General features: G+C 57.3%; 23 protein-coding genes and 1 pseudogene. 18 read left to right on the plus strand and 6 right to left on the minus strand.

Annotated features, from left to right (window positions below):
• Positions 1–18: 18 nt before the first annotated feature.
• The 3 genes from ACR0DB_RS20000 to ACR0DB_RS20010 are packed head-to-tail and all read left to right on the plus strand — an operon-like array spanning position 19 to position 2,820.
• Positions 19–1,107 carry an ABC transporter ATP-binding protein gene (locus ACR0DB_RS20000; RefSeq protein WP_170417835.1) on the plus strand — a complete coding sequence of 363 codons (1,089 nt, stop codon included), beginning with the start codon at positions 19–21 and terminating at the stop codon, positions 1,105–1,107.
• Positions 1,104–2,006, plus strand: coding sequence for an ABC transporter permease (locus tag ACR0DB_RS20005; RefSeq protein ID WP_170417832.1), 903 nt, complete (start codon positions 1,104–1,106; stop codon positions 2,004–2,006). Before ACR0DB_RS20000 ends, ACR0DB_RS20005 begins: the two co-directional genes overlap by 4 nt.
• A 10-nt stretch (positions 2,007–2,016) precedes the next feature.
• Positions 2,017–2,820, plus strand: coding sequence for an ABC transporter permease (locus ACR0DB_RS20010; protein WP_170417829.1), 804 nt, complete (start codon positions 2,017–2,019; stop codon positions 2,818–2,820).
• Between the two features lie 8 nt (positions 2,821–2,828).
• Here the strand turns inward: ACR0DB_RS20010 and ACR0DB_RS20015 are convergent, their stop codons facing one another.
• Positions 2,829–3,536, minus strand: coding sequence for an IclR family transcriptional regulator (locus tag ACR0DB_RS20015; protein WP_170417827.1), 708 nt, complete (start codon positions 3,534–3,536; stop codon positions 2,829–2,831).
• 178 nt (positions 3,537–3,714) lie between these two features.
• Between ACR0DB_RS20015 and ACR0DB_RS20020 the strand changes: the two genes are divergently transcribed.
• The 8 genes from ACR0DB_RS20020 to ACR0DB_RS20055 are packed head-to-tail and all read left to right on the plus strand — an operon-like array spanning position 3,715 to position 11,095.
• Positions 3,715–4,392: an arginase family protein gene (locus ACR0DB_RS20020; RefSeq protein WP_170474326.1), complete on the plus strand. Its 678-nt coding sequence runs from the start codon at positions 3,715–3,717 to the stop codon at positions 4,390–4,392.
• Positions 4,385–5,059, plus strand: a complete 675-nt coding sequence (locus tag ACR0DB_RS20025; RefSeq protein ID WP_170417821.1) for a hypothetical protein — start codon at positions 4,385–4,387, stop codon at positions 5,057–5,059. The genes ACR0DB_RS20020 and ACR0DB_RS20025 overlap by 8 nt, the downstream gene beginning before the upstream one ends.
• On the plus strand, positions 5,059–5,934 hold the full coding sequence (locus ACR0DB_RS20030; RefSeq protein ID WP_170417818.1) for an arginase family protein: 876 nt from the start codon (positions 5,059–5,061) through the stop codon (positions 5,932–5,934). The genes ACR0DB_RS20025 and ACR0DB_RS20030 overlap by 1 nt, the downstream gene beginning before the upstream one ends.
• Entirely contained in the window at positions 5,931–6,941 is a 1,011-nt protein-coding gene (locus tag ACR0DB_RS20035; RefSeq protein ID WP_170417815.1) for an agmatinase family protein, read from the plus strand. Before ACR0DB_RS20030 ends, ACR0DB_RS20035 begins: the two co-directional genes overlap by 4 nt.
• Positions 6,938–7,633: a hypothetical protein gene (locus tag ACR0DB_RS20040; RefSeq protein WP_170417812.1), complete on the plus strand. Its 696-nt coding sequence runs from the start codon at positions 6,938–6,940 to the stop codon at positions 7,631–7,633. The genes ACR0DB_RS20035 and ACR0DB_RS20040 overlap by 4 nt, the downstream gene beginning before the upstream one ends.
• Positions 7,630–9,075: an aldehyde dehydrogenase family protein gene (locus tag ACR0DB_RS20045; RefSeq protein ID WP_170417809.1), complete on the plus strand. Its 1,446-nt coding sequence runs from the start codon at positions 7,630–7,632 to the stop codon at positions 9,073–9,075. The genes ACR0DB_RS20040 and ACR0DB_RS20045 overlap by 4 nt, the downstream gene beginning before the upstream one ends.
• Complete coding sequence (locus tag ACR0DB_RS20050) at positions 9,075–10,271, plus strand: CaiB/BaiF CoA transferase family protein (RefSeq protein WP_170417806.1); 1,197 nt, start codon at positions 9,075–9,077, stop codon at positions 10,269–10,271. Before ACR0DB_RS20045 ends, ACR0DB_RS20050 begins: the two co-directional genes overlap by 1 nt.
• Positions 10,268–11,095 (plus strand): citryl-CoA lyase, encoded by an 828-nt coding sequence (locus ACR0DB_RS20055; RefSeq protein WP_170417803.1) that lies wholly within the window; start codon positions 10,268–10,270, stop codon positions 11,093–11,095. The genes ACR0DB_RS20050 and ACR0DB_RS20055 overlap by 4 nt, the downstream gene beginning before the upstream one ends.
• A gap of 464 nt (positions 11,096–11,559) precedes the next feature.
• Here ACR0DB_RS20055 and ACR0DB_RS20060 read toward each other — a convergent pair whose 3' ends face one another.
• Complete coding sequence (locus tag ACR0DB_RS20060) at positions 11,560–12,471, minus strand: homocysteine S-methyltransferase family protein (protein WP_170417800.1); 912 nt, start codon at positions 12,469–12,471, stop codon at positions 11,560–11,562.
• 84 nt (positions 12,472–12,555) lie between these two features.
• Between ACR0DB_RS20060 and ACR0DB_RS20065 the strand changes: the two genes are divergently transcribed.
• Positions 12,556–12,855 (plus strand): MBL fold metallo-hydrolase, encoded by a 300-nt coding sequence (locus tag ACR0DB_RS20065; RefSeq protein WP_170417797.1) that lies wholly within the window; start codon positions 12,556–12,558, stop codon positions 12,853–12,855.
• A 482-nt stretch (positions 12,856–13,337) separates the two neighbouring features.
• On the opposite strand, the gene ACR0DB_RS20070 is transcribed toward ACR0DB_RS20065, so the two are convergent.
• From ACR0DB_RS20070 to ACR0DB_RS20085, 4 genes and pseudogenes are all read right to left on the minus strand, one after another.
• The gene (locus ACR0DB_RS20070) at positions 13,338–14,744 is read right to left on the minus strand and encodes a DUF7986 domain-containing protein (RefSeq protein ID WP_174819503.1); all 1,407 of its coding nucleotides are present in this window, start codon (positions 14,742–14,744) and stop codon (positions 13,338–13,340) included.
• 115 nt (positions 14,745–14,859) lie between these two features.
• Positions 14,860–15,000: pseudogene (locus ACR0DB_RS20075) on the minus strand (DUF6429 family protein); the annotation flags it as partial.
• Positions 15,001–15,155: 155 nt separating this feature from the next.
• Positions 15,156–15,458: an SH3 domain-containing protein gene (locus tag ACR0DB_RS20080; protein ID WP_152460662.1), complete on the minus strand. Its 303-nt coding sequence runs from the start codon at positions 15,456–15,458 to the stop codon at positions 15,156–15,158.
• A gap of 102 nt (positions 15,459–15,560) precedes the next feature.
• The gene (locus tag ACR0DB_RS20085; protein ID WP_152460663.1) at positions 15,561–15,953 is read right to left on the minus strand and encodes a GFA family protein; all 393 of its coding nucleotides are present in this window, start codon (positions 15,951–15,953) and stop codon (positions 15,561–15,563) included.
• Positions 15,954–16,168: 215 nt separating this feature from the next.
• On the opposite strand from ACR0DB_RS20085, the gene ACR0DB_RS20090 reads away from it, so the two are divergent.
• The 6 genes from ACR0DB_RS20090 (at position 16,169) to ACR0DB_RS20115 (ending at position 20,742) form a co-directional block, all read left to right on the plus strand.
• Positions 16,169–16,456, plus strand: a complete 288-nt coding sequence (locus ACR0DB_RS20090) for a WGR domain-containing protein (protein ID WP_237215935.1) — start codon at positions 16,169–16,171, stop codon at positions 16,454–16,456.
• Between the two features lie 527 nt (positions 16,457–16,983).
• Entirely contained in the window at positions 16,984–17,388 is a 405-nt protein-coding gene (locus ACR0DB_RS20095; protein WP_152460664.1) for a DUF3768 domain-containing protein, read from the plus strand.
• Positions 17,389–17,606: 218 nt separating this feature from the next.
• A complete protein-coding gene (locus tag ACR0DB_RS20100; protein WP_170417794.1) occupies positions 17,607–19,472 on the plus strand; it encodes a ParB/RepB/Spo0J family partition protein in 1,866 nt (621 codons plus the stop codon).
• Positions 19,473–19,587: 115 nt separating this feature from the next.
• Positions 19,588–19,881 (plus strand): type II toxin-antitoxin system RelE/ParE family toxin, encoded by a 294-nt coding sequence (locus ACR0DB_RS20105; protein ID WP_170417791.1) that lies wholly within the window; start codon positions 19,588–19,590, stop codon positions 19,879–19,881.
• 5 nt (positions 19,882–19,886) lie between these two features.
• Entirely contained in the window at positions 19,887–20,177 is a 291-nt protein-coding gene (locus ACR0DB_RS20110) for an addiction module antidote protein (RefSeq protein ID WP_152460667.1), read from the plus strand.
• A gap of 22 nt (positions 20,178–20,199) precedes the next feature.
• Positions 20,200–20,742, plus strand: a complete 543-nt coding sequence (locus ACR0DB_RS20115) for a hypothetical protein (RefSeq protein ID WP_170417788.1) — start codon at positions 20,200–20,202, stop codon at positions 20,740–20,742.
• The last annotated feature ends 655 nt before the right edge of the window (positions 20,743–21,397 follow it).

Raw genomic sequence — 21,397 nt, forward strand, 5'->3', positions numbered from 1 at the left:
GTCAGGTTAGGAGCCCCCATGTCACCTGCAGCCCACTCCCTTCCCATCGATATATCCAACCTGTGCAAGGCCTACGGATCGGTCAAAGCGCTGAATGACGTGTCTTTGAACATCGCCGCGGGCGAGTTCCTGACATTGCTGGGGCCATCAGGCTCCGGCAAGACGACGCTTTTGATGGCGCTGGCCGGATTTGTGCGTCCTGATGGCGGGTCGATCCGGTTTGGCGAACAGGAAATGATTGCAACGCCGCCCCACAAGCGCGGCCTTGGCATGGTGTTCCAAAGCTATGCGTTGTTTCCGTTCATGACGGTCGCAGAAAACGTGGCTTATCCGTTGAAAATTCGCGGGGTGTCCAAAAGCGATCAGAAGGCCCGCGCCGAGCGCGCGCTGGAGACCGTGCAGCTGGGCGGTTATGGCGACCGGCGCATCACGCAATTATCCGGGGGACAAAGACAGCGCGTGGCCCTTGCCCGCGCCATGGTTTTTGAGCCGCAGATCATTCTGATGGATGAGCCGTTGTCAGCGCTCGACAAGAAGTTGCGCGAACATATGCAAATCGAATTGAAGGCGCTGCATGAAAAGCTGGATGCAACTGTCGTTTACGTGACCCATGACCAGCGCGAAGCCCTGACGATGTCGGACCGGATTGCAGTGGTCAATCATGGGCGGATCGAACAGATCGCGACGCCTGAGCGGCTCTATCGCCAGCCGCATAGTTTCTTTGTGGCGGATTTTATCGGGGAATCCATTTCCCTGCCGGTTAGTGTAGCGAATGACACGGCGCAGCTTGGCGAGCGCGTTCTGAAATCCAATACGCCTATTGCGCTGGGCAGCGGAGGCCATCGTCTGATCATCCGGCCCGAGTTGCTGGAAGTCACAGCAGGCGCGGTGCCAGACGCCGCCAATGACCTGTCCGGCCAAGTGCATGACATCATTTATCAGGGCGACAGCGTTCTAGTGATCGTTCAGCACGACAGCGCTGGTCAGATCAATGTGCGTGTGCCTGCCAATCGCGCGGGCCAAACCGGGTTGCCGTCGAAGGGAGAGCAAATCGGCCTTGCCCTGCATCCCGAAGATACGATCATCGTACCGGAACATGTGGCATGAGTATCGCCGAGACGTATGAAGGTGCTGGGACTCTTCAGAATGCCAGCACGCTCAAATCCGAAGAACGCCGCGAAAAACTGACGTTTCTTGGGCTTTCGATGCCTGCGGTTTTGACGATCTTGATCGTCGTCTTCCTGCCGATTTTCTGGCTGTCTTCGCTGTCGTTTTTCAATGCGGCAGGCGAACTGAGCACGGAAAATTACACGCGCATCTTTAGTAGTGCTCTCTATCGGCGAACCTTTGTCGTCACGTTTCAGATCAGCATTGCCGTGACGGTGATTTGCGTCCTTCTCGGCTACCCGCTGTGCTACTGGCTGACAAAGATGCCGAACAAAACAGCGGCCATTCTGATGGTGTTTGTGCTGGTCCCCTTCTGGACCTCGGTTCTGGTGCGGACCTATGCGTGGCTGGTGCTTTTGCAGCGCAATGGGATCATCAATTCGTCGCTGATGTCACTTGGCATTATCGAAGAACCGCTGCAACTGGCGCACAATCTGACCGGCTCCATCATTGGCATGGTGCATATCATGCTGCCTTTTTTGGTTCTGCCGCTCTACGCCACTATGCGCAATATTGACGGCGACCTGGTCCGAGCCGCCGTGGGCCTTGGTTCCAGCCCGCGCGGGGCCTTTTGGCGGGTATTTTTCCCAATGTCCCTGCCGGGCCTTTTTGCCGGCATCGTGCTGGTTTTCATCCTGTCGCTTGGGTTCTTTGTCACACCGGCTTTGCTGGGCGGTGGCCGGGTTCAGATGCTGGCGCAGCGTATCGAAAGCACCATCACAGTCTATTCGAACTGGGGGGCCGCATCAGCCCTGGGCGTGGTCCTGCTGTTGCTGGCGCTGGCGATGATCTGGCTGATGAACCGTGTCTTCGGGCTCGACAAACTGTTTATGCGCTGAGGATCTGAAAATGGAACAAGTCGGACAACGTAAAATCGACGGCCTGTGGCTGACAGTGGTCGGCATTGCTGTGCTGTTCTTTCTCATCCTGCCCACGCTGATCGTTATCCCGATGTCGTTTTCGGGGGCATCCTATCTGGAATTCCCGCCGACATCGCTCTCGTTTCGCTGGTACGTGGCCTATGTCACGTCGCCGGAATGGATGAGCGCAACAAAGACCTCGCTGATCGCGGCGGCGCTGACCACGGCAATCGCGACGCCCCTGGGCTCACTTTGTGCCTATGGTCTGCATTGCTCTGCGCCTCGTATCAGGAGCGCGGCTCAAATCCTTGTGATCATGCCGATTGTCGTGCCAGTGATCCTGATCGCTGTTGGAGTGTTCAGCCTCTATGCCAAGCTGGGGCTCAATTACACACTGACCGGGATCGTGATCGCCCATACTGCGCTGGCGCTGCCATTCGTGATCGTGACGGTGATGTCGGGATTGCAGAATTATGATTTCGATCAGGAGCTTGCAGCGCGCAGCTTAGGGGCGTCCCGTGCATACGCATTGTGGACAATCACCGTACCGCAGGTGAAATTCTCGATCCAGACAGGGGCTTTTCTGGCATTTATCACGTCGCTGGACGAGGTTGTGATCTCGATGCTGGTCTCGGGCGGGGAAAACGCCACAATCACCCGGCGCATGTTCAATTCACTGCGTGATCAGCTTGATCCGACAATCGCGGCGATCTCGACCTGTCTGATTGTCGTGTCCATCACGGCGCTTATCGGTGTGCAGATGATCGGGCGTCGGAAAGACAAGGCACAATGATGCGGGTCTTATTTTTCGCCAAACTCCACCCGAATCTGGCGGGCGGCATCAAGGACCGCCGCGCGATACTTTTCGACGGCTGTGTCATTGAAGCGGACGCGCAGGCCGGACAAGCTGATCGCGCCCAGCAATTCATCTTCGAACCCAAGAACAGGAACCGACAGTCCGGCGACGTCAGGATCGCGTTCACCAAGGCTGAGATAATACCCGGCCTTTCGGATGCTGGCCGCCTGTTTTCCCTGCCGGATGGAATAAGCATCCAGCACCTGACCCGAAGAGCCCATGCTCAGCGGAATGATCTCGCCCTCCTGAACGTGATCCCGCGCAAGCCTTGGCGAATTGACCCGGTAGAGGCACACGCCAGAGTTGCCGCGTTGCACATAAAACGACGCACTTTCGCCGGTCGCATTCACCAAATTCGCAAGCACCGGTCGCACAATTGGCCCCATCCGCAGGTTTTGGCGAAACACGGATCCAAGACGCCACAAAGACGGCCCGAGGTGAAACAGACCCTCGGCGTCTCGCGTAATATGACCAAACTTTTCAAGCGACACGCTCAGACGCAGAATTGTCGCCTTGTTGACCCCGCTGCGGTCCGCAACCTCCTTCAAAGAGAGGCCTGCATCGCCCGGCTCAAAGATGTCCAGCACACGCAATGCGCGCTCTACCGCTTCGACACCACCATTGGCGTCAGGGGATCGGGGCTTGTCGGGCATAGGCAGACCTTTCGACGCAAATCCGTCGCTTTTTATAGCCGGTTTGAGCGCAATTGGAAATCGCAAATAACGAAGGCGTCTGGCAATGAATAGCGCGCGGAAACAAATGATAACAGCTGGTTATGCGGACCTTCCTTTTGGCATTCATTCGCAATGTAAGGCTGATTGTGTTGGGGTTATGGGCGTTCCGAGCGAAGTTAACACCGGGCCCCGATCCGGCACCTCTCTGGCACCCGATGCGCTGCGCAAAATGACTGCCCAACTTGGGATCGGACTGCCTGTAGATGGTCGGGATCTTGGCAATCTGGACCTGTCAGGGGATTGGCCTGCCGCGTTGGAACAACTTGTGACGCAAATGGTGGATCACGGTGTTGTACCCGTTGTCTTGGGTGGCGCGTCTGATGTCGCCTCGGGTGTGCTGGGGGCCTTGCCTGATCTGCCAGTTGTCGCGGCCATGCCGTTGGCCCGGCGTGATATCGCGACGCGAACAGCCAACACGATCTGGGTGGGATTGAACGGCGATCAACCTGCTGGTGTCTGGGATCTGATCAGCCAGCGCAAGATGGATTGGCGCACCGCGCGGCAGTTGGATGAAGGGCACGGCGACTATTCTGACACGCCCGAGCGCGCTGTCTTGTGGATCGACATATCGGTCATTGATCTGGGGCATGCAGCTGGCAGCGTCGGCCTAAATCCCGGCGGGATGAAACCTGAAACGCTGGTTTCCGTCATTGGTGCCATGTCCTGTAAATGGCAGGCGATTGTGATCACCGGCCTTGCGCCTGCGCGCGACACCAGGGGAATGTCGGAACTGGCGGCGATCGAAACCCTGAACGCGGCGTTGCACAATGAGTGAAGCGGCGCAAATACAGTTTGACGCGATCCCCAGTTTTCTGGGCGCATCCATTGGCGATCTGGAAGATCTCGTGCCCGGTCAGGTCGCGATTGCAGGCTATTTTTGTGACAATCTCGCCCGGCCATCGGCAGGGCAACGCTATCTCGCGCGCCAGCTTCGGTATGCGTCCTGCCCCACAGTAACACCCGCGAATGCAATTGACCTTGGGGACGTGAACGTCTTTCCGCTAGAACCTGACAAGCATTTTCTCGCAGTTGCCTCGCAATGTGAATCGGTTCTTGAAACCGGTGCCCGCATGGTGTTGGTAGGCGGCGATTCCAGCGGTTTGGAAGCGCTTGACGTCGCCGCAAGACAGGTCACAGGTGCGGATGTTCCCATCATTGGGGTCAATGGCGGCGCAGTGAGCCATTTGCCCCGCACCCAACCGGTCATCCTGTCTGTGGATTTACAAGAGCTTGCGGGCAAATGGGTATCGCACCCGCATCGCCTGACGGGAATGTCACCAGCACAAATGATCGCGCAAATTGACGCCACCCCGGGCGATACCATCGCGGCTGCGGTTTTTGGGCTTGCCCCGGAACTGGACAACCGTGGCAAGGCTGAAACCCGCGCTGCACTGGCGATCCTGCAAGCGGTCACAGCTCGTCTTGAGAAAGGAGCAGGCTGATGCCTCTACGTTCGGCCCCGTTGCCGCGCATGGCAGGGCATCTGTCGTTCATGCGCTCTCAGACCAAAGCAATCGGCGACGTCCGGTCTGGAGATCTGGCCGTACTGGGCATCCCGTTTGAAGATACAAACGCACCTCATGCAGGGCAATCTCTGGCGCCGCGTGCATTACGCGAAACCTCGGTCTATTTCGGTTGGCACGCAAATCCACAATTCAGTCACCCCGTAGATATCGATGCGCGTCAGGATATCAGTACCGATGGCCTGCACGAGCGGCTTTGTGATCTCGGAGATATTGCACCGGGGTCCGAAGATGCGATCCACGCGGCCTTGAAGGCGGCCATGCGTCAGATCAGCGACAATGGCGCCTGTGCAATCTTTTTGGGCGGATCAGATCGCATGTCCGAGACGGCGCGGAGCGCGCTCCCTCATTGTCAGACAGTGCAGCTTGGCGGTACACCAGCCGATGCGCGCGATTTTCATATTGCGCCCTTGCCGAACGGAACGACCACGCCGGTAAATAGAGATACTGCCGCGCAGCGTGCCGCGTTTTCAGAGTGGCGGGATCCATCAAAGCCGTTGTTTGTTCGGTTTGATCTCTCGGTGTTTGAAACATCGCTCAGTGCGCTTTGTGATCGGCCCCGTTTGGGGGGCTGCGATCTTGCGACGGTGGTGCAATGGCTTGAGCTTTTGGGACGGCACGAGGTCAGCGCCATTATGTTGACCGGTCTGAATCCGAACCGTCCCGGAATGGGTGTCGTGAAGGTTGGCCAACGCCTGATGGTCACGGCTCTTCTGGCGTTTATCTATGCGCGCCTCGGCTTTGGGATTGATTTTCCGCGCCGCCAAACTTCCAAGGAAAAAGTACTGACATGACTGCAGCGATAACGACATTTCTCCCGCCTCTGGCACAACCGGGGTATCGGCTGTTTGATGGGCCTCTGCTCGATGCCGCCGACGTCCGTCCGGGCCAAATCGGTGTGGTGGGTATGCCCAGCGATTGGACACATTCAAGCCGGCTCGGAACCAGGTTTGGTCCCGAGGCGCTGCGTAAGGCAACGACGGTATTGCAATCCATGCGACCGCAGGGGGTCAGTTTTGATCCAGATACGGGCCAAAGAAGCGCAACGGCCAGCGACTGGCTCGTGGATTGCGGGGATGCAGTGATCACCCCTGAGGATGTAGACGCAACCACCGAGGCCATTGCCGCAATGACCGAGGCGCTGAGCGTTGGAGGGGCGATCCCTCTGGCACTGGGCGGTGATCACTATAATAGCTTCCCGGCCTGCCTTGGCTATTCCCGTGGGTTGGCCAAACGCGCACCAAATGCACGTTTTGGGTATATCCAGATCGACGGTCATCTGGATTTCTCTGACCGGCTTGGCGCGTGGGGCAGCCATAACCACGCAACCAATGCCCGTCGGATTTCCGAACTGCCCAATGTCGACGTGTCCAATATGGTTTGGGTCGGGATCACCGGTTGGGTCGACAGCGGTGAACTCGCCTTGATCGAAGAGCAGGGCGGTCGGGTGTTTTCGGCTGGCGACGTACATAAATTGGGGACGGCAGAGGCAATTCGTCAGGCGTTGGAGCATGCCATGAAGGGATGTGACGAACTGTATCTGTCAATCGACATCGATGCGATGGACGCTGGCTACCTCCCCGGCACCGGCTCAATCGTTCATAGCGGTATTACACCGCGTCAGTATTACGATCTGCTGGATGGGCTGGCCGAGGCCCCGTTGGGTGGACTGGATATTGTTGAGGTGTCCCCTCCTCTTGATCCGTCGGAGCGTACCGAATTTCTGGCTGCAGAAATGTTGTTCCGGATCCTGCGTCGCTTCCGCACACAACCTGTGACCGGGGCGGTGACAGAGCAATGATGGACTACAAAGGAACAGAGCAGCTGGGTGGGTTTTCCCATGCAGGAAAAACACTTGCGCCCGCGACACGGCCCTGGATCACAGACCTGTCAGCGCTTTGCCCTTACGAGGGCCTGCAACCCGGGAACCTACCGGAATTTGAACGCGACCCGAATTGGGACAACTGGGCGCTCACCGACAGTCCCAAAGACCCGAACCTGCGCCTGAACTGGCATCTATTTGAGGACGGTGGAAGAAGATTGATGGTCGCCGACCGGATGCTTATGAGCCGCGTCAGCTGGCAGGATCTGGATGATGCGGGGTATGTCCATGGCACAGAGCTGTCGATTGATGGACGCCTGTTTCGCTGCCGGTTGCTTACGGGGGGGGATACGCCCTGTAGTGACCCTTTTCAGGGGGCGACGCGCCCCAATGAATGGGATGCGCTGGTGGGGGGCAGCGGGGCGTTGAACGCTCCGCAACCGGACCCGGCCAATAGTACAGCACCGCTTTGCCCGGATCATCTGACCTCGCCTCATAACCGTTTGTGGAACTGGTTCGGCGCGGTCAGCTGGACCGCCGAACCGGTTGCCAGACGGGCCGATGGGCGGGTGTGCAGGGGCTATCATGGCCCGACCTATTTTTACGTGAATACTGTGGACCACCGGCATGAAGATATCGGGTGGCGACCAGTTCTTGAGGAAGCGCTATGACTGCAAACCCCTTTGCCAACTTTATCGCCGGATCATGGGTTGCTAGCAGCGACGCGGCCCCCAATGTCAACCCGTCCGACCTGAACGACACGATCGGCGAGTATGCCCGGGCAAGCGCCGATCAAACGGTTGACGCAATCGAGGCCGCGGCCGCGGCCCTGCCGAATTGGCGCAAGACATCGCCTCTGGTCCGGTTCGAAGCGCTCGACCGGATCGGGTCGGAAATCCTCGCCCGTGTAGACGAGCTGGGCGATATGCTGGCCCGCGAAGAGGGCAAAACCTTGCCCGAAGCCAAGGCCGAAGCGCATCGCGCCGGGCATTTGTTCAAATATTTCGCGGCTGAGGCGTATCGTGCGACCGGCGACACCTACCAATCTCTGCGCGAAGGTGTGTCGCTAAATGTTGTACGCGAGCCAATCGGCGTTGTGGGCGTAATCACGCCCTGGAATTTCCCACTGGCGATCCCCGCATGGAAAATCGCACCCGCTCTGGCCTATGGCAATACGGTTGTGTTCAAACCTGCCGAACTGGTGCCCGGATCGGCATGGATGTTGTCCGATATTATTGCCCGTGCGGGCGTGCCTGAGGGGGTGTTCAACCTTGTGATGGGAAAAGGCCGTGAGGTTGGGGAGGCAATCGTTACGCACCCCAAGGTGTCCGGGGTCACATTCACCGGTTCCACACCCGTCGGTCGCCATATGGGGGCGGCGCTGTTTGCGCGAGGAGCGAAAATGCAGCTGGAGATGGGGGGGAAGAACCCCTTGATCGTGCTGGATGACGCCGATCTGGATCTGGCGGTGCACTGCGCCGTTCAGGGCAGCTTTTTCTCAACCGGACAACGCTGCACAGCGTCTTCCCGCCTGATTGTGACCGAGGGCATTCACGACGCATTTGTTGACCGTCTTTGCGCGGCAATGAAAGACCTTCGGATCGGTGATGCGCGCGCTCCGGAAACCCAGATTGGTCCGGTCGCCAGTGAAGCGCAGCTCGCCATCGACAAACGATACGTGTCTCAGGCTGTGGATGACGGTGCAACGCTTGCCGCAGGTGGTGGCGAGGTCAAATCCAAAACAACCGGCCATTACTTTGCGCCTGCGTTGTTTACGGATGTGTCACCCGACGCAGCCGTGGCACGAGACGAAATCTTTGGGCCCATCGCCGCCGTGTTACGCGTGCCGGATTACGACGCCGCCCTGGCCACGTCCAACGACTGCGAATTTGGATTGTCCGCAGGAATTGTCACGCGGGATCCCGCCAAAATCGATCACTTCTCGCAGAACGCCGAAGCAGGCATGATACAAGTCAATCTGCCCACCGCCGGCATGGATTTCCACGCACCCTTTACGGGCCGAAAGGGATCCTCTTATGGTGCACCGGAAAAAGGCAGCTATTGCCGCGAGTTTTTCACGGCGGCCAAGGTTGTACACGCGGGGCGCGGATAATGTCGCAGACACCTTTGAAGGGCATTCGTGTTCTTGATCTGACCAATGTCCTTGCCGGTCCGTTCTGTTGTCATCATCTGGCGCATCTGGGCGGCGAGGTTATCAAGGTCGAAGCCGTCGGTCGGGGCGATCTCGCCCGCCAACTGGGGGCCGACCCAGAGCTGAACAAAGTCAACATGGGCGTGTCCTTTCTCGCCCAGAACGCGGGCAAGAAATCGGTCACGGTCAACCTCAAGAACCCACGGGGTCGAGAGATTTTTCTGAAACTGGTCGAAACTGCAGATGTCGTGGTTGAAAACTTCCGGCCCGGCGTCATGACGCGCCTCGGCGTGGGCTACCAGACCCTGAAAGAGGCCAATCCGACCCTCATCTATTGTGCTATCTCCGGCTTTGGCCAAGAGGGCCCGTGGATACGCCGCCCGGCTTATGACCAGATCATACAGGGAACCTCGGGTGTGATGTCGATCACCGGGGATAGCGACAGCGCGCCGCTGCGCGTTGGATATCCGGTGGCAGACACTGTGGGGGGCATCACCGCAGCCTTTGCGATTTCATCTGCTCTGAACGCCAATCCGCGCGGCACCTTTATTGATGTGTCGATGCTGGAATCGGTGCTGGCGACAATGGGCTGGGTGGTGTCGAACTATCTGATCGCCGGCGTCAATCCGACTGCCAATGGCAATGAAAACCCCACTTCGGCGCCTTCCGGTGCGTTTGAAGCGAAGGGCGGGTTGATCAACATTGCCGCAAACAAAGACCAGCAATGGGAGCTACTGACGGACCACCTGGGATTGGCCGCGCTGCGCGAGCGGCCTGAATATGCCACGCGCGAGGATCGCAAACGCAATAGGCTGGCTCTGAAAACTGAGCTGGAGACCGTGTTGAAGACCCGGTCACCGCGCGACTGGGCCAAGGAACTCAATAGCATTGGTGTGCCATCAGGAGCGGTTTTGACAGTGCCGGAAGTATTGGAAATGCCGCAGGTTGCAGACCGCGGTTTCCTCGACCAGTTTGAAAACGTCCCCGGCGTCGGACGCGACATTCAGGTTGCCACGACCGGGATCAAATTGGACGGCAGCGCGCCCACCGTCGATGCACCACCGCCCACATTGGGGCAGCACAACTCTCAAATCTGGAGCGAGTTAGGTCTTTCACCGGAAGACATTGAAAAACTGGCAAAGGATGGCGCGATATGACGGACCCCGCAGGACGCAATGACGCCGATGCCATTTGCCACTGGTGGCGCACCGAAATTATCGACATGGCTCCGGGGCGGATCGCCTTTCGCGGCCACCCGATCCAGGACCTGATCGGAAACGTCAGCTTTGCTCAGATGATCTGGCTCATGGTGCGCGGCAATTTGCCCACGCCAGAACAGGCGGCGCTTTTTGAATGCGCGCTGGTGGCGGGCGTGGATCATGGTCCGCAGGCGCCATCGATAGCCGCAGCGCGTATGGCCGCGACCTGTGGGCTGGGGCTCAACAACGTCATGGCCACCGGGGTCAACATGTTGGGTGACGTGCATGGCGGCGCCGGTGAACAATGCGCCGAGCTTTATTTCGACGTCGCCAAACGGATGGATGACGGCGCTGAACAGGAAGTTGCCGTCCGCGACGGTATCGCCGCCTGGTGTGAGGAAAATGGCAAGATCGTCTCGGGTTTTGGCCACCGTTTCCACAAGCCCGTCGATCCCCGCGCACCGCGATTGATGGCGTTGGTACGCGAGGCCGCGATGTCAGGCACTGTAGAAGGGCGATTTGCCGATATCGGTGAAGCTATACAGACGGAAATCGGACGTAAGCGCGGTGCCGATATCGCGATGAATATCGATGGGGCCACGGCTGTTATCTTTTGCGAATTGGGGTTCCCGGCACCGCTTTCCCGGGGATTGTTCTGTCTTTCCCGCTCGGTTGGCGTCTTGTCTCATGGCTGGGAACAGATTCAACAGGGCGGGCGGAACAAGGGGCCAATGCCGCCGCGTTATCTGCCGGAATATATTGGTGTCAAATCGGAGCGCTAACCCGATGACCATTGATGGTGCGAACGCCTAAATTCACACCGAACTTGGCATTGAAGCGCCACTGGCGTGTGGACTGTTTTGCCGGTCTCGGTCATTGGGCATCCCCCCCTAGAAGCAGACCCAACATGTTAGTCTGAACAAAGATTCACTTCTTTGGTGTTGTCTTTGAAGGTATTTCAATCCAGGCGAGAATCGATACATTTTCACGCTTGTTCTGACGTCAGCGAAGCGCACCGAGCTGCCATCGCGACAAGCGCGGCGAATTCACACTTGGTCCGCGATGCGTGAGTTTGTCGATCGCTGGATTTCGCAGTCGCAGCTAAAGTCCGGTCTGGTGGGCCGCACCGCAGCGATGCGCGCCCTCGGTCAACGGCAGCAAAGGGCCGATCTCCTAACAAGTTGTGGAAAGAAATTACGGGATCACCTTAGATCTCAGCGTTATCGCTCAGATTGAACCAAGTTGGCTATGCTAGTTCGCTGATCATCGATTTCAGATGGCGCATGTCGGTACCGCAGCATCCTCCAAATACTTGGATCGACGGATTCTGCCTCGCAATCGCGGCAATCTGTTTACCAAGTTCAGCTGGATCGCCTTCGTCCAGCTCATCTGCTTCGTCAAGTTCCGCATGCGAGCAACTCGAAGCGTTCGCCACAAGGCCTCTCAGCCGGGGGTGGTTGCCAAGCGCTCCGGCGAAATGGGTAGGGTGAGCGCAGTTGACCATAAAAAACAGCGCCGCCGAGTCGGTTGCTGCGTCGATCTGGTCAATTCCGTCCACAAGTTTGGTCCCGTCTGCCAGGCACCCGTCTGTCTCAACAACCAGAGACATGATGATCGGCAGTTCAGCGTCCCGGGCGGCGAGGATGCATCCCGCTGCCTCGCTTGGGCGGTTGAATGTATAAGCGGTGACCAGATCGAGGCTTGTGTCTTTCAGGCTGTGCATTTGAGCGGCGTGGTATTGACGTGCATCTTCGACGGGTACCGGCGGGATGTCGGCGTAAGGATCATGGCGCGGGCCGATGCAGGCCGACACCAGTACATCATCGCGAGCGGCAGCTTGGCGCACGTCTTCCATTAGACTGACCGCATCTTTGTTTACTTCGGCGAGCCGCTCTGCATCGTACCCCAAGGGCGCTGCCCGGTCGGCGTTCGCCATCCATGTGGGCGCATCAAGGATGCATCCGACATTCATTTCACGGGCCAGATCGACAAGAGCCTGCATTTGACCGGCCAGTATCACCCTGGTGCCAGGTTCTTCCAGCAATGGAAACGACGCGAAACCGGGAAGCTCAATTCCATGATTGAAAATCAGGTCGGTGCCAGTGCCGGCGTAAACCAGAAAGGGCTTGTTACCTTCGAGTGGGAGCTGTCGCGCCATTCTGATCCACGCCTATTGCCGTTACCTCTACACAAGAAACCTACTTTGTCTCGGGCCTCCTGTGAACCTTAGGACTGCGACAGGGTGTATTCCGTCACTCTGATCCCCACGCCAGGCCAAACACCAGGTCATGTCTCGGTCGAAATCACCAGTGGCGACCGGCGCGCTCTGATTACAGGTGATGCAATCCATACAACCGCCCAGTGCTGGCATCCCGAGTGGCATTTTATGTTTGATTCCGATGCTGAGATGGCCGTGACATCCCGTCGGAAACTGTTGGAAAGCGCCTCGGAAACGGGATGTATTGTGCTGGGAAACCACTTCGCTTTGCCGTCTATTGGTCGGGTGAAGGCGGACAACGACGCGTTTCGCTGGGAGGACTAGCCCAGGTTGTATTTTGATGTGCGCGGGTCTGTTGTGGGATGGCGGCTGACGTGAAAGTTCGACGCGCCGCGCAGCTTACAGGCAATGATCGGCGAAACTAAATCTCGAACCCATTGGGCTATGTCACATTCCCTTGAATTCTTGTTTCACAAGCTTTCTCTCTTCACCATTTTGTGAAAGCCTGAAGCAGTTATGAGTGACAGAGTGTGCAATTTTCAGAAAACAGTGGTTCTTTCTGAACTCCAATCAGCTCTCTTGGACGGAATTTGTGATCACTGCGAGGTGACAAGTTCGGAACTGGCCAAGAGTGGAGAGGTGCTGGAAATATGTGGACAAGAGTACTGTTTCGATTATGAAACCGGTGTGTCCACGGAGACTGAAATTTTGTTGTGCCCCAGCTGTCACGAGGCAAACCATCTGGACGCGCAGCGACAGCATAACCCTTGCCACATCTCTGCAAGACGCAGCCGGGAAAACATGGGTTAGTCGATGGGTTCAGGAGGCGAAGCTTTGGAACGGTTTTTGCAAGAACCATCGCTGGTCCAATTTCGGTAGTCTGACAGACCAAGCTCGTCCCACATCCAGCCGAAATCATACTCAGCCACCGGAGAGCCGGTCTGGCGCGCGCTGCGGTTTTCGATTGTCTTCAGCCAGTCTATGACTTTCTTCCTGCCCGCCGTGCTGCGAACGGCCTGGCGCGGGGTCTTGCCATCCAGGGCAGGAATCGGCTGGTCAAGCGTATCGCGGTAATGCTGTTCGAGATATTCGTGGGCCATCTGACGGGCAAGGGCACGGGGGATGTCCTCTTCTTCTGCCACTCCGTTACTCGTGCTGTCATCCGCCATCATCTGTTCGGCGGTCTGGATTGATGTCAGCGGAGATTTCACCAGGTCGCCCAGGAGGTCCCGGACCAGGGCTTCGCCGCGTTCAGCGCGCGCTGTAGAGCTCACAGAAAGTGTGAGTGTCCGACCTTTCAGATCTAGGGACCCAAGCACGGAGGCCCCTGACATTGATTTGTCCAACACGAGGCCGGTGCCGTGCTTGGTGCCGGACGGGGTGTCGAGGTCAAGCCAGGTCCAATCCTTCTGGCCTGAGATCACGAGTTCTGCGGACTGTGTTAGCTTTTCAGATACCTGGCTTTGCGTCACTTTGCTGGCGAGGGGGAAGCGCATGTCGTGAAAGAGCAGGTTGTCGCCATCGCTGTTGCTGATTTGTGGTGGTTCCGGATCCAGTAGGTTCGGCAGATGTGCGAAGAGCCAGGCATTGGTGAAGAGGGGTGCGGAACGGTGTAGCTGATCCTGTGTCAGCCTCAGTTCAACGTCGGGGTTCAATTTCAACACGGAGCGGAGCCCGTCTTCAAAAAACGCGACGGTGTCGGGGTCGAATGGGAGCAGCGCCCCCGAGATCACGTTATAATCCCCCTGTGCGACAACCCGAGCTGCGATGCGATCCCATCGCTGCAGCATCTGCGTCGCGCTGTGTTCCCGGACGGTAACCGGCTCTGCGTCCGAAAGCATGTTGCGCAAGACCATGGATCTGCCGGGGTCTACCTCGCTCACCTCATAAAGGCTGACCGACGCGTCCCGCAATCCTTTGATATAGGCGCGGGTCTGCGCACTCTCCTTGGAACCGCTCCCTTTCAGATAAGCATCCGCAGCGTTTTCGGCGTCCGCTCCGAATGTCCTGCCCAGCAAATCTTCCAGGCCACCACCCCACAGGACCATCGGCCAATCCTCGCCCAGCAAGTCGCCCAGATCCTCGAACTCAAGATCGAAGGCCTCGAGCGCTGGCAGAAAATGCTCGTCCAACACATCAGCGAGCCGCTCATGCCAAATCTCGTCACGGGTGATAAACCCGATGAGCCCACCAAGATCGTTCCCCGTTGTCATCTTCAGCTTCTCCCTGTTTGCCGGACAGGGGCGATTTAGCGCAGATTGCAACCGCCAGCCAGCCCACACGCGTATGCAGACCTGCGTTACATGGAGGGACTTGTCATGGCGAATGCTATGTCTTTGGCTCCCGCCCAAAAAGCTCTGTGAAAAGCTTTTCGGAGCGGCGCAGGCCTTCATCGGTCAGTACCACCGATTTTGCCTTTCCAACCGGGTCCAGGATCAATCCGTTACGGTGCAGGCGATCAAGCGCTCCCCAGTCAAAGCCTTAGGGCCGTCCTGAACCCAGCGAATTCGGGGATGTTGCGAGCCGCTTCGACGACGGGTGTGAGCCCAACTAGTGGATTCGTCAGGGCGTTTCCGCCGGTATTCTATGATTGCTAAAAGATGGTGGTGCTGATCGCTGTCGTATTAGATTTTCCGCAAATATGCCCAAGAGACGTATCCCTTAAGCTTGCGCGCGCGCTCCAAAGAGACGCGGCACCAACGGGTGCCACCGGTCTGCTCACAGCCGTGAACTCGTAGTGCGGTTCCATTTGGAAGACCAACGATCACATTGAACCCTGTTCCAGGCCCACTGCGCATTTTTAGCATGTCACCGTCTTCGACGCCAAAAACCTCATATGTTCCGAGTGACGCGGCCGCCGCCGGTTTAACGTCCATGACGACCCCCAGGAACAAAGCCATTAGGGGTAAAAAGATTGCATTGCGCATCGCGATGTCCTGCTTATTGCCTCAACGACAATCGTAGCAACTCGGGTCACCAAGAGGAACAACTCCAAGACAGAAATGTAGGTGATACCAAAGCTTCAAACGCTACATTTCTTCCAAATGGTGGGGAACCCTGGCCCAGTTGGGGGCATCTTTCACAAAAACCTTGCTCGTTGGCTTGAAGTTGTTTGGCTCATCCAATGTCCCAGCCGCAATGCTCGTCAATCCGAAGGCTGTCACGCCCCACAGGCCTGATCCGCAGGTGCCACAAAAATGCTTGATGACAGGTCGACCTTCCTTTGAGGTCTTCTCAAAGGTCCGTGGTTTGCCTTTCAGCAGCTGCAGGTCTTCCGACTTTATCATGTACCCGGCATAACCGTCCGTTCCGGTCATCGATAGGCAATCACTGCAAAAACACATGAGTTGCATTACTGCGCTGCCAGTGACCTGGTATCGAACCTCACCGCAAAAACATCCGCCTTCCAAGATTTCAGCCACGTTGCCTTCATCCTTCTATTTCGTTTTGCAAGATATGAGAAAACCGTACCTACTCTGGCCAGTGGTCACAACGGTTCCAGCAGCGGAATGTGGAATGGTGCCAATATGAGCTCCTGTACCTGGATGGGTACGAGGCAAGCATCAGACAGATTGAGTTGTCGAATGTTTTCATCACGGTTCTGAATCCTTGCCAATTGACTGTTCCAGCAAAGTCATTGGACAGACGAGCTTTATTGATCGACAATCGCGTCATGGAGCTGACAGACACCACACCTGTGCACCTGATCCATGTGGACCCTGAGATCAACATGGCGCGGTTCTATGGCATCGAGTTGCAGCCGACGTTGTTTGGGGAGGTTTCAGTGCTTCGTACCTGGGGGCGTATTGGCACGAACGGGCAAGCCATGATGGTGACGTATGATGACGAAGCCCTGGCTAGTGAAGCGCTCCACAATCTCGAAAAGCAAAAGCTCCGTCGAGGGTATGTTCCGGTCGGTGAGTGACTTCGGGCTGCAGTCTGTTTCTGTGGCAAATCCCGAGCCTTTCGGCTCGTGAGCAGGCTCTAGGTTTCAGCCGACGTATCGGCTTCCACCCAGAACACCCCAGAATGATCTCCCTGTCCCAGTAGCCCCTGACCCGTCTCTTGCGAGCCGGGGCAGGGGCTTTGGGTCATGGTCGGTCCATGCCGTGGTGATCTGCCCATTCGGGTGACGGTCCCTTTTGCGCTCACGCAGGATCAGAGATCCTTTGTCCTTTCCTTGTGGGTCAGGCGGGATTTGGACAAGCCAAACGCTACCTTCCGTAAGGGGGAAGGCGCGGCCTCCCCCCTCGGACAAGACAAATAGACAATACCGTGTCCTCGCGCGCCTGCGCTGCGGGCCGCACCACTCTTGTCGATTGGTCCTGTCTCGCCCCTCTCCGCGTTCGCCACGGGGCAGGTTTTAGAGACGACGCCCTTTCAGGGCTCGGCTCAAAACCAGCACCAAAGGGGATCAACCCCAGAGGTCGCACCACAAAAGGAGAGACGGTTTTGGACATTGAAAAGACAAAAGACATCGACACTGACACCAGCCTGCAGGCGGCAGAGATTGCGACCCAGAATGACCTATTTCGGAAAGCGCTGATCGATCCGACTGCGGCAATCGAGATGCATTCTAAGGGAATTCAGGGTCAGGTATTTGTCACGCCCGGCGTGTCAGGTGAAGGGATGGAGTTCCAGACTGCAGCTTTGGCAGCGGTGGCGTCGGATGACCAGTTTGACGAGGGCAATGACCCCTATGGCGATCACACCTTTGGGGCGGTGACAGTCCGTGACCAGAAGCTGTTCTGGAAGATCGATCTTTACGACACGGACTACACGTATGGGTCCGACCGGCCGTTTGACACGTCAGTGACGCGCCGCGTTCTGACCATCATGTGCCCCAGCGAATACTGATCTCAATCCCAAACCGGAAAGGAGGTGAACACCATGAGCAATGAAATCTTGCAGCAACGTATCGCAGAAGCGTGGGCGCTAATCAGGAAGGGCGACAATTTCCACATCGCGCGCCGCTTCCTGATCCAACACGCAGCCATCTAAACGGCTCCGCTCTACCCCGGAAGGGGTAGGGCACCCTTAACACGATCTCAAACACTCAAACAAGGATTTGCCCCATGAGCAAAGTCGAAACATTCACCGCACCGGAAACCATCGAAACCGTATCCCTGTCCGATCTCTACCTGTCTGACATCAACCCACGACAGGAGGTTGGTGAGGAAGGTATTGCACTTCTGGCCGACAGTTTGGTTATGTGTGGCTTGATCCAGAACCTCAGCGGGTTGCGCGATACCGATGGCAAAGTCGCAATCGTTGCCGGTGGTCGCCGCCTACGGGCTCTGAACATCGCCGTGACTGAGCGCGCTGATCTGGCACAGGTTCCCGTTAAGGTCACGGACAATCCCTTCGTGGCTGAGCAATGGGCCAATGCGGAGAACACCGCCCGTGAAGAACTGGACCCTGTGGACGAGGTCCGTGCTTATGGCAAAATGGCCGAGAAATCTCTGTCTATTGCCAAGATCAGCAATGCGTTTGGCGTGACCGAATCCCATGTGCGCCGCCGCCTCGCGCTTGCCAGTCTGCCCGCCGCCGTTCTGGATGCGCTCAAAGCCGGTGAGATCAGCATGGGGCTGGCCAAGGCCATGACCGTCAGCACCGAAGAAGAGAAAATTCTGGAGGTTCTGGAACGGGCCAAAGAATGTCGGTGGTTCAGTGAGCATGATGTCAAACAGGCACTGACGTCGGAGGCTGTTAGCAGCACTAGCCGCAAGGCCGTATTTGTCGGGCAGAAGGCTTATGTTGAGGCGGGCGGCACCGTCACCGCTGATCTGTTTGCCGATGAAACCCTATTCAATGAAGGCGCGTTACTGGATCGTCTGTTTGCCGAGAAACTGGCGGTAGAAGCGGAAAAACTGCGCGACGCGGAAGGCTGGGACTGGGTGGACACCCATGAGGAAAGCTACATTCCCTATGGGTTCTCGGGTACGAAAGACATGCACCGTTTGGACATGGTGAGCCGGGACTTCACCGAAGGACAGGCCGAACGGTATGACGAACTTGCCGAACTCTATGAGGGTGAGGCTCTGGACGCGGATGGTGAAAAGGAGCTGGCCGCGCTTGAGGACTATACGGCGCCGTTCTATTCTGACGCGCAGCGCAAGCTGTCCGGCGTGTTTGTCTATGTCACCAACAATGGCGAGATCAAAACATCCCCGGCCTATGTCGCGGCGGAACATGTTCAGGCTGCCATTGAGGCTGGTGTTCTGGCCCCGGTCAAAGAACCGGAGATCAAGGAAGAACCAAAACCAGTTTATTCGCAGAAGTTCATCGACGACATGGTGGCGATCCGGCTGGCAGCGGTTCAAACGGCCCTGCTGGACAAGCCTGATTATGTGTTGAGCCTGTTTGCTTTCTTTGCCACCCCGGCCTCCGGTCTGAGCAGCAATCTGTTTGGGTTTGGCTATGGTGGTGCCGAGCGGAACACACCCGAGATCGATGACCAGTTCATCCTCGACCCGCGTCTTGGCGGAGAACGGGATGAAGCGGCACAGGCAGCCTATGACCAGTTCCACGAGATTGCCGCACAAGGCAGCGTGGAAGCGTTCAAAGCGTTTCGCGATCTGGGCAAGAAGACCCGCAATGGTGAGATCACGGGTTTTCTGGCCCGGCGGTTTCTGACCCAACGCCCGGAGTTCATGGCGGAGATCGAGGCTGAGATCGAGGCTGACATGCGCGCGATCTGGACCCCTTCGGCTGAAAACTGCTTCAAGCGTCTGAAAGGCTGGCAGCTGGATGATCTCTACAAAGACCTGCTGGACCTGCACATCGACGCCGACATGTTCAAAGCCTTCGCGAAATCCAAAAAGGGTGCCAAGAACGAGGCGCTGCACAAGCTCTTCAATGATCCAGAGCATCAAAAGGCACTGGGCGTGACCGAGGCACAGAAAGCCCGGATCGATGCATGGGTGCCGGATTGCTTCTGAAACTGGCAGGGCAGGGCGCAACGCGCCCTGCTTTTCAGCAATGATTTTTGATTTTAGTTCAATGGTATAGGTTGTTTTGACTTGAAAGGTTGTAGCCTGTAGGCTACATATAGGTATGATAGAAATTCGTAAGACGGACCTGTTCGACAAGTGGCTCAAGGGCCTGAAGGACCAAAGGGCGAGAGCCAGGATCTTGGTTCGCATCACGCGGTTGAGCCTGGGCAATCCCGGTGATGTGAAACCGGTTGGTGAAGGTGTGAGTGAACTGCGTATCTCCGAAGGGAAGGGGTATCGCGTTTACTATGTGTCGCGCGGTGACGTTTTGATCGTTTTGCTGTGCGGGGGAGACAAGTCATCCCAGCAAGCCGACATCAAAACCGCCAAGGCGATGGCAAGAGAGTTGGAGTGAAAAACATGGGTGTCAAAACAACGAAGTTTGAAGCGGCTGACTATCTGGACAGCCCGGAAGCCATTCAAGCCTATCTTGAAGCGGCTTTTGAAACCAGCGACACGGCGCTGATCGCGTCGGCACTTGGCGATGTTGCCAAGGCCAAAGGTATGTCGAGTGTGGCCGACAAATCTGGTCTGTCTCGGGAAAGCCTCTACCGCGCACTTAGCGAAAATGGCAATCCCGAGTTTGGCACGGTGCTGAAAGTGCTGAGCGCTGTGGGTGTGACGCTCACCCCGAAAATGCACGTGAATTAACCCACTTTAAAGGCTATCCACCATGTCCACCGATGCAGCTCCGTCTACGGTTGAAAAAGCCGCCCGCCGCGTCTGGAAATCCGCGCAGATGTTCGTCGGGTTTCATACAGACCAGAAGGGCAAGCCGCGCACACAGCCGAAGCTCTGGCCGCCAAAAAACGGGAGCGCGTCGATCCATGGTGATCCCAGCGCGCAGGAGGCCATCGTGGTCGTCAAAGCCGCTGATCCGGACGAGGTACAGGACGTGCAGATCAAGCTGCACCCAAACCGCATTGTTGTGCGCCGCGATGCAGATGCCTGGTGGCAGGGTGTCGCTGTAGATGAGCATACCGTGACGGTCCGAATGGCCGACAACACGATCATCGAAATCCGCCATGACGGATCGGTGAAGCGGCGCTCGGCAGAGGACGAAACCCATGTTGAAGCAGATGGCAGCATCTTCAAGTTCACGGAATTTGCCGAGGCGCATATGACGGGTGACGGGGTGGAAATGACCCGCCGCACAGAGGATCGCATTGCCACGATCACAGCTGACGGTGTTGTCGATCGCGCGCGCAAGCGTTAGCCTGTAAAGAATACCTCCAGATTTTCCTTTGGTTAAACTCGTGGCCCGCTTCGGTGGGCCTTTTTCTTGGCGTACTCATCACTGTATCTGCCCGTGCGCCGGTCTCGCCCCGCGACAGCGCTTGAGAGAGTTCTTGCGGATTACCGGGGCGTCCTACCGAACCCGCCAATCCAAATTGAGTCCGGCTGTTTACCTGATCCGCACAAGCACGGACCAGGGCCGGACCGTCCGGTCTTTGGCCTCCGCCAGTTGGATAGGGCGGTTTGCACCGTCCGTCATTCTTCATCCTTTGCGACGACGGTCATACCGACCCAGAAGGGCAACCCCCAACTTAGAACTGAGCGCCGCGCCTGTGTCGGATCGAGGTGATGTTGCCGCCATCAAAGACATCGTTTTGTTCAGATGTTCCGCGCGCAGCGATCCCAGAAAGCCTTGCCTTTCACCAGGTCTGACAGTTTCAAGTACGTTGCCGGAGAAGATCCTCGGCTGCGGTGTTTCTGAAGGGATGAACATAAGCGGGCAGTCGGGGAAGACGCGCGGCGCCCGGGCCGGGCGCCGCGCTTCAACAAGGAATGTCCCCTGCGCCTGCGGCGCATTCCGCGCGGATCAAATTCCCTGCTGACATCCCCTTGATGCCCGCTTTTCCCTTGTTCAT

Source organism: Ruegeria sp. AB6 (assembly GCF_056542685.1).